Annotated in this window: 10 protein-coding genes and 1 pseudogene; 7 read left to right on the forward strand and 4 right to left on the reverse strand. The window is 29.2% G+C overall.

The genetic code is table 11. From position 1 onward, the window contains the following. Window positions 1-213: 213 nt before the first annotated feature. The 4 genes and pseudogenes from KPL44_RS24615 to KPL44_RS26160 all read right to left on the reverse strand — a co-directional run. Window positions 214-378: a hypothetical protein gene (locus KPL44_RS24615; protein ID WP_216255974.1), complete on the reverse strand. Its 165-nt coding sequence runs from the start codon at window positions 376-378 to the stop codon at window positions 214-216. A 455-nt stretch (window positions 379-833) separates the two neighbouring features. Beyond that, a complete protein-coding gene (locus KPL44_RS24620; RefSeq protein ID WP_216255976.1) occupies window positions 834-1319 on the reverse strand; it encodes a GNAT family N-acetyltransferase in 486 nt (161 codons plus the stop codon). Window positions 1320-1518: 199 nt separating this feature from the next. Then, window positions 1519-2070: a GNAT family N-acetyltransferase gene (locus KPL44_RS24625; protein ID WP_216255978.1), complete on the reverse strand. Its 552-nt coding sequence runs from the start codon at window positions 2068-2070 to the stop codon at window positions 1519-1521. Window positions 2071-2709: 639 nt separating this feature from the next. After that, window positions 2710-2826: pseudogene (locus tag KPL44_RS26160) on the reverse strand (hypothetical protein); the annotation flags it as partial. Window positions 2827-3246: 420 nt separating this feature from the next. Here KPL44_RS26160 and KPL44_RS24635 point away from each other — a divergent pair. The 7 genes from KPL44_RS24635 (at window position 3247) to KPL44_RS24665 (ending at window position 7329) form a co-directional block, all read left to right on the forward strand. Then, on the forward strand, window positions 3247-3474 hold the full coding sequence (locus KPL44_RS24635; RefSeq protein WP_216255981.1) for a hypothetical protein: 228 nt from the start codon (window positions 3247-3249) through the stop codon (window positions 3472-3474). A 93-nt stretch (window positions 3475-3567) separates the two neighbouring features. Next, a complete protein-coding gene (locus KPL44_RS24640; RefSeq protein ID WP_216255982.1) occupies window positions 3568-3972 on the forward strand; it encodes a hypothetical protein in 405 nt (134 codons plus the stop codon). Between the two features lie 20 nt (window positions 3973-3992). Beyond that, on the forward strand, window positions 3993-4178 hold the full coding sequence (locus KPL44_RS24645; protein WP_216255984.1) for a hypothetical protein: 186 nt from the start codon (window positions 3993-3995) through the stop codon (window positions 4176-4178). 383 nt (window positions 4179-4561) lie between these two features. After that, window positions 4562-4750 (forward strand): hypothetical protein, encoded by a 189-nt coding sequence (locus KPL44_RS24650; protein ID WP_216255986.1) that lies wholly within the window; start codon window positions 4562-4564, stop codon window positions 4748-4750. Beyond that, on the forward strand, window positions 4710-4997 hold the full coding sequence (locus KPL44_RS24655; protein WP_216255990.1) for a transposase: 288 nt from the start codon (window positions 4710-4712) through the stop codon (window positions 4995-4997). Before KPL44_RS24650 ends, KPL44_RS24655 begins: the two co-directional genes overlap by 41 nt. 79 nt (window positions 4998-5076) lie before the next feature. Then, entirely contained in the window at window positions 5077-5391 is a 315-nt protein-coding gene (locus KPL44_RS24660; protein WP_331703124.1) for a transposase, read from the forward strand. Window positions 5392-5889: 498 nt separating this feature from the next. Further along, window positions 5890-7329, forward strand: a complete 1440-nt coding sequence (locus KPL44_RS24665) for an NAD(P)/FAD-dependent oxidoreductase (protein WP_216255994.1) — start codon at window positions 5890-5892, stop codon at window positions 7327-7329. Window positions 7330-7376: the final 47 nt, after the last annotated feature.

Raw genomic sequence — 7376 nt, forward strand, 5'->3', positions numbered from 1 at the left:
TTGATTTTTTGTTGGTCTGAGATAATTGATTTTCTTCCCATAAAAAATAGCTCTCCTTATAGTAAACAGTTTTATTATTTAACTGTCTACCATAAGGGGAGCATATCATTTAATTTGCTCCCTTTTGTTTTTTTGAAATTTTTTAATGAATTGGGATTATCCAGTATTATGTAGGATTGCTTGCATAGTCATCTATATTTTTTAGTACTGTTTTTACCGTATTTTTTTAACTCTTGGAGTTGGTTTCTTCTTCTCCAGTTCTTCTAATAGTGATTTATATTTACTTTGATATTCTTGTATCTCTTCATTATATTTTAATTGATTTTGGCTTAACTGTTCCTGTTGCTCCTTTTGTAGTTTTAGTAATGCCTTATCCATTGTTATACTAGCCTTCTCTTTCAACTGCTGAATATCTTCGATATGTTTATCCTTTAAGGGGTAGTGCTCTCTTTTCGTGCAAAAGTCACGGTAAGAAAATTTAATTAACACATTTTCAAGTTAATGTAAAACGTAATGCTGAATAAGGCTTTTTAATATACTCTAAGATATATTTTTATGTAGTAAATTATTAATGTAATATTTTAGTGAGCGTTTGGACTAAAACATTACATTAAAACTATAAACTTAATTTAAATTAGCTTTAGCTCCTTTGATAATTAAGTATTATCAAGGGTTAACAGCTGATTACCTAATGTAATATTTGTTGTATTTTATTACATTAAAATTTTTAGGAAACCCACTACATTTACTATATATTTACTTAAATGTTAGTCAAATTTTCTTAACGGTACTTTTGCACAAATTGCGAGCCATACCCCATATAGATAAGTTGATTAATTGAGTTTTTGATTAGTTAAAGTCATTTGATACATGCCTTGATAAGAGGAATCAGGGAAATGTGATTTTGGATATTCTTTTGAGATTATAAAACCACACTTTTCATAACATTTAATTGCATTAACATTTTTTTCTCGAACATGTAAATATAATTTTTTAAGATTGATATCTTTAAAAGCCATATCAATCAACAGTTTTATTACGCCACTACCAACACCTTTTCTACGATAATTAGTAAGAGCAATATATATTCCTAGCGTTGCATCATTTTCTGTTATATTCTCCAACCATGTAGCACCAACTAGTTCTTTATTAAACTCAATCATAAAAAACAATGTATGTTTTTCCTCTTCCAAATTAGATTCTCTTAAATATTTTGGTTGTGTATGCGATAAATATTTACATAATTCATTAGTACTTTCCCATTTTTTAATAAGTATAGTGTGTTCATTTGTAAATTTTATAAGTTTTAATGAATCCATAATTTTTTCACTTCCTTATTGGATAGATTTACAATCCTTTAAAAACATTATAATACATAAGAAATGACGTGAAAAGTAGATTTCACGACGTTTAATAGATGCCTCTAATTAGCCTATACCCTCATTCATGCTCTTTTAATATGCAATAAGTCTTTATTTTACTGCATAAAAGGTGTCTAATTGAGAATATACACTCCATTTATGCATGATTTTCTATCAATTCAGATTTTAAAATAGAATAAACACATTGGTCATATTTACTTTCATTAATCCAATAATGTTCTCTTAACTTTCCGTCTAATCTAAATTTATACTTCTCCAAAAGTTTTATTGAAGGAATATTATTTGAAGCTGTAGTAGCATATAACTTGTTTAAATTATAATCACTATCTGCAAATGAGATGCTTATAAACTGCTCTAATATAATACTGCCTAACCCCTTATTTCTATTATGTTTAGGTAAATAATATCCAAATTCAGCACTATGATTTCTTGGATTATAATCAAATAATTCAATTTTTCCCAAAGGGATACCGTTATTATCTTTTTTTACTAATATATAAGTTTTCTCTTTTATACTATTAATTGAATCCATCATTTTATTAACGTATTCATCATATGATTTTTTTGATCTTAATGGTCTACATGTAAATTGTTCATAATGTTTTTCTGCAATATTCCAATTATATAATTCCCTCAGATATTCCTTTGATAATAAAATCAGCTGATAACTTTCAAAACCATTATTCATTTAACACCCTCCATTAATTACAATATCTTATTAAAGCATTAATATATTTACTTAATTATACTATTAATAATGTAAATCCATATGAAGGATTTTTAAGATTTAAAATCTGTAAAAACATACAATATAATAAAGTGCTATAGTGAATACTCCTTCGACCTATTGGTATTGCATTAAAATAATGGATTTGCAAAATACACACTATTTGATGTGCTAATTCATACCTATGCATCTCAAAAGAGAACATGTTGGCCTGAGATACATTTCATATTATAAGTTCAGGCTTAGTTTATTTTTTGTAATATTATCAAGATAAATATGAGTACATATTTTAGCAAAATAAATTGTGGTTACAATTTGTTCATGTGCCCCGGGGGATTTTATGAGCAAAGCGAATTTGCTAAAATATATCTTTTGCATTAAAAATCTAATTGAAAAAATTATCTTTATTATTAACATAAATATAATTAAAGAAGTCAATTTATTTATATCCATATTCTACAACTACCTTTTTTTATTATTTTAACAATACTTTTGTATTGCTATTGAGTTAATGCTACTGTTTTTTTTATTAAGCATAATGTTTATTACCTCACTTTTAAATTATATCCTAATTATACAGGAAAGTTCGTATTTATGCATTTAACGTACTTTGGCTTTACCACTAGCTTTTTCGATAAAAATATAGTCATCTTCTATTTTCATTTCTTTAGCTGAATTAATTTGTCTTTCTAGAGATTGATCCTTACTACTTACTCTTGCATAAAAAAACTTCTTATATTAGATAACTCCTTCAAATAGATTTATAACAATTATAAATCTGTTTCAAAAGCTTTACACGTTAATTGAAACGTTTCAAATGTTAATTTGTTGTATATTTGAACTGCAAAAAGTATATATATAAGCAAGTGTCACAAAGTATACCTTTTTAAACTGGTTTATTTTCTTATAAATCATAGGGGTCTTTCTATGAATCACACCAACAGTATTAAATAATAACCTTAAAACAAGTTAATAAAATACCAATATAAAAATTACAGAATGTCGTTTCATGTCGTAAAATAGATGCTTCATGTTTTTTGAGTTGTATTATAAACTTTAATATAATAACATGCTAATTGAGGGATAAATAACTTATATTTCCCAAAAAATATTATAAACGAAGGAGTGAATATTAATATGCATAAAAAACTAATTGCATTATGTTTAGTTTGTAGTGTAGTCGGGAGTAGTACTATTGCTTTTGCAACTACAAATACCAATTCTACATTAAATAATAAGACTTCAATTCAGGATACTACTAGCACTACAACGGCAGTTACCCCAATCAAGACAAACACATTAAGTCAATCTAGTATTGACAAGGTAGACAAATATATAGTTGTAGAAAACAATAAATTTGTGTAAAAATTACCTATTAGTGTTCAAAATAAAATTTCAATATCAGAATTAGCAAAAATCAAGGAAAGTATTAAACAATCAAATGATAAACTTGGAACATTGACTAAAGATAAATCTACAAATGTAAATAAAAATGTTATTAACATTTTGCCTGTTAATATTTTACCCAAAGCTTCGGCTATTAGTACTACGAGTGCAGCTAGCTATGAAGGTGTAACAGCGTTCAACGTTTATTGGTGGGGATATGGACTTCGTTTAAGCAGAAGTATGATGCAGACCATAGATATATCAGCAAAAGCTAGTGCCAAGTACGGAACAGGAGCAGTGGCTATCGTATTAGGACATTACTTCCCAACATTACCAACAAAACTTTTAGGTTACGTTGCAGGGATAATTGCTAGTACCATAAGTTTGAAACCAGGGGTTTATTATACAATATGGGCTAAGTCGAATTTAATGGGTTCAAATCTTAAAACTGGATATCAATACCCAGGTGGGTATTAGTACTGAAAGGAGAATAACAAATGAAACCTAGAACAACTATATTAGGTTTAGTTTTAACTCTAGTTTGGTATTTTTTTATAATATTTATTACAAATAAATATTTAAAAGGATTCAATAATATAATTTATTTTGTAATAGTTTTAATTTTATTATATGTAGGTGGCGAAATAATTTCACATTTTACACCAAGCAAAAACAATAAGTAATTGTAACCTGTATGGGAACACCAACGGAGACACAATGTATCAATTGGAGTTAAAAACTAGGCGTACATAAAGAAACACTAAATACAACCAAAAATCGCAAGCGTCATAAACTATAACAGTTTATGACGCTTTTGTTTGAATTTTATGTTCCCTATTCCAGTTTTTCGTTCCGTTACTATACCAATACTAAAAAAGTATAACAAAACAATTACGAATATCTACGTAAAGTACATTTACCTTTATGAAGAGGTTTTAAGGTTCCTACTGGGGTACGGCAACATAGCCATCAAGCTAAGAACACTCTATAAAAATAAAGCCCCCCATTTGTAAAAATGTTATTATTAGAGAGACAATAAAACGACACCGTGGGGGGGGAATTATATATGACAGAAGGAAAAAAATCAAAACTTGATAGAGATATAAAGCTTTTTGCAGATGAACTTAAACTCTGTTTTTCAAAAGAAGAGATTGAAGAAGTTGCGAGAGAGACAGGTTTTGTAAAAAGAAAAAGTAAAACTAGCGCATGGGGATTTGTTTGTTTATGCTGCTTTTCAAGTACCAGAAAATTATAAAGATATTTATCCTGGCTCTGGTGGATGTTCTCAAGCTTCAGGTGTAAAAATACAACTAGAATATGAATTGAAATCCGGAAATCTTCTTAATATGCAAGTAGGACCAGGCTCTGGAAGTGACAATACTTTTGGGAGCAAAATAAGAGAGAATATCAAAGTTTGGGATCTTATTTTAAGAGATCTTGGATATTTCAACTTTGAAGATTTTTTGGACATAGAAAAAAGAAAAGCCTTTTATATAAACTAACAAATGAGCAATTGAAAAAAAGGTCGAAAAAAGTAAAAAGAATGCTAAAAAGAAAGGTATAAAAAAAAGCGATAATACGATTGAATTATTAGGAATATCTATGTATATAACAAATATTGAGCAAGAAGTTTTAAGTGCGAAACAAGTCTATGAGCTATATGCCTTGCGTTGTCAAATAGAAATAATTTTTAAAACATGGAAATCCGTATTTCATATACATGCTGTAAAACAAGTTAAAATAGAACGGTTTCAATGTCAGCTTTATGGGAAACTTATTTTGCTATTATTAAGCTCTTCTGTAATGTTTAAAATGAGGACTTTGGCAATGGAAAACAAAGAGCTTGAAGCCAGTGAAATGAGGGTTTCCGAGATAGTTCATGGATATATCGTATGACTGAAAAGATGCCGAGCTTGTAATTTCAAACATCAAACGGGTTTTCTTCGAAGCATGGTATAGAGCATGAAAGGTGGTTTAGAAGTGAAGATTCTTATAGTCGGCTATTTTACCGAGACCTCAAAATCAAATATTGCAAGGCATTTTCCGGAAGACTGGAACATTGTAAGTGTTCGTCTACAGTATACTTGATGAAATATATTATTAGAATTTAGATTAAATGCTTAACAAACACATTATAAAAATATTATTTATAATATGTTTGTTTTTATATGACAGAATAAACGTTGAGGGTACGCCATTAGGTTTACGTTTACCACAAAAATTACTATTTTCTTTGAAAACGTTTAAATTAATACTTGTTTTATTATATATATTATGCTAAAATCTAATAAATTAGTAAATAATTAAAGGCGGAGATTAGAGAGCCTTGATGTGTGGGTATTTTATACCTATTAATCAAGGTTCTCTTTTTTTGCGTAATTAGGAGGTTAAATGATGTTTGACGTAACTATTATTGGTGCAGGTGTTATTGGCTGCTCAATATCAAGAGAGTTATCTAAATATAATGTAAAAACATGTGTGCTTGAAAGATCTAGTGATGTTGCTTCTGGTACAACAAAAGCAAACAGCGCAATTGTACATGGTGGTTTTGATGCTAAGCCAAGTACTTTGAAGGGAAAATTAAATGCAAAAGGTAATGCAATGTTTACGGATCTTGCAAAGGAATTAGATTTTCCATTTAAGAGAAATGGTTCTTTGGTTCTTTGTTTCGACAAGAAGAATATGCCGGATCTTGACCATTTACTAGAACAAGGTAAACTAAATGGAGTACCTGATTTAGTAATTATTGATGGTGATGCTGTTAGAAAAATGGAACCAAATGTAACTGAGAAATGTGTTGGTGCACTTTATGCTCCAACAGGAGGAATAGTTTGTCCATACGAAATGACTATTGCACTAGCTGAAAATTCATATAACAACGGTGTGGAATTTAAATTTGAAACTAACGTTGAAAATATAGAAAAAAACTCAAATGGATATATTATTAAAACTAATAAAGGCGATATTGAAACAAAAATGATAATAAATGCCGCCGGTTTATTTTCAGGCGAAATGAATAATATGGTTAGCAAGAACAAAATCAATATAATACCAAGACGAGGTGAATATGTTTTATTTGACAGAACTGCTGGATCTCTAATAAAAAATACTATTTTTCAACTTCCAACTAATCTTGGAAAAGGAGTTCTAGTTACACCAACGGTTGATGGCAACCTATTAATTGGACCTAATGCTGTTGACTTAGAAGACAAAACAAATTTAGATACAACTCGCGAAGGCATTGATGATATCATTGCCAAAGCTCAATTAAGCATCCAAATGCCGTTTCCTATGAATATGGTTATAACTTCATTCTCAGGAAATAGAGCTCATACTGAATCAGATGATTTTATAATTGAAGAAGCAGCTGATGCTAAAAACTTTATTAATGTCGCATCAATTGCATCTCCAGGATTAAGCAGTGCACCAAGTATCGCTGTAATGGTAGTGGATATGATAACAAATAAACTAAGTCCTGAAAAGAATTTAAAATTTAATCCAATAAGAAAAGGCATAAGAAAATTCAGAGAAATGTCTAATGAAGAACGAAAAGCAATAATTAAGGAAATACCTGAGTATGGAACAGTTATCTGTAGATGTGAAACTGTAACAGAAGGTGAAATCTTAGATGCTATAAGAAGACCTCTTGGAGCAAAAACACTTGATGGAGTTAAGCTTCGTACAAGAGCCGGAATGGGCAGATGCCAATCAGGTTTTTGTTCAACAAAAGTTGTAGACATTCTAGCTAAAGAACTTAATATACCACTCTGCGAAGTTACAAAATCAGGTGGAAATTCTATTTTACTAACCGGAACGAATAAACAATCTTTATAAATTGGAGGAATAAATATGCAAGAATATGATTTAATCATAATTGGTGG

It is taken from the genome of Clostridium sp. DSM 17811 (assembly GCF_018861905.1).
Taxonomy (GTDB): domain Bacteria; phylum Bacillota; class Clostridia; order Clostridiales; family Clostridiaceae; genus Clostridium_AD; species Clostridium_AD frigoriphilum.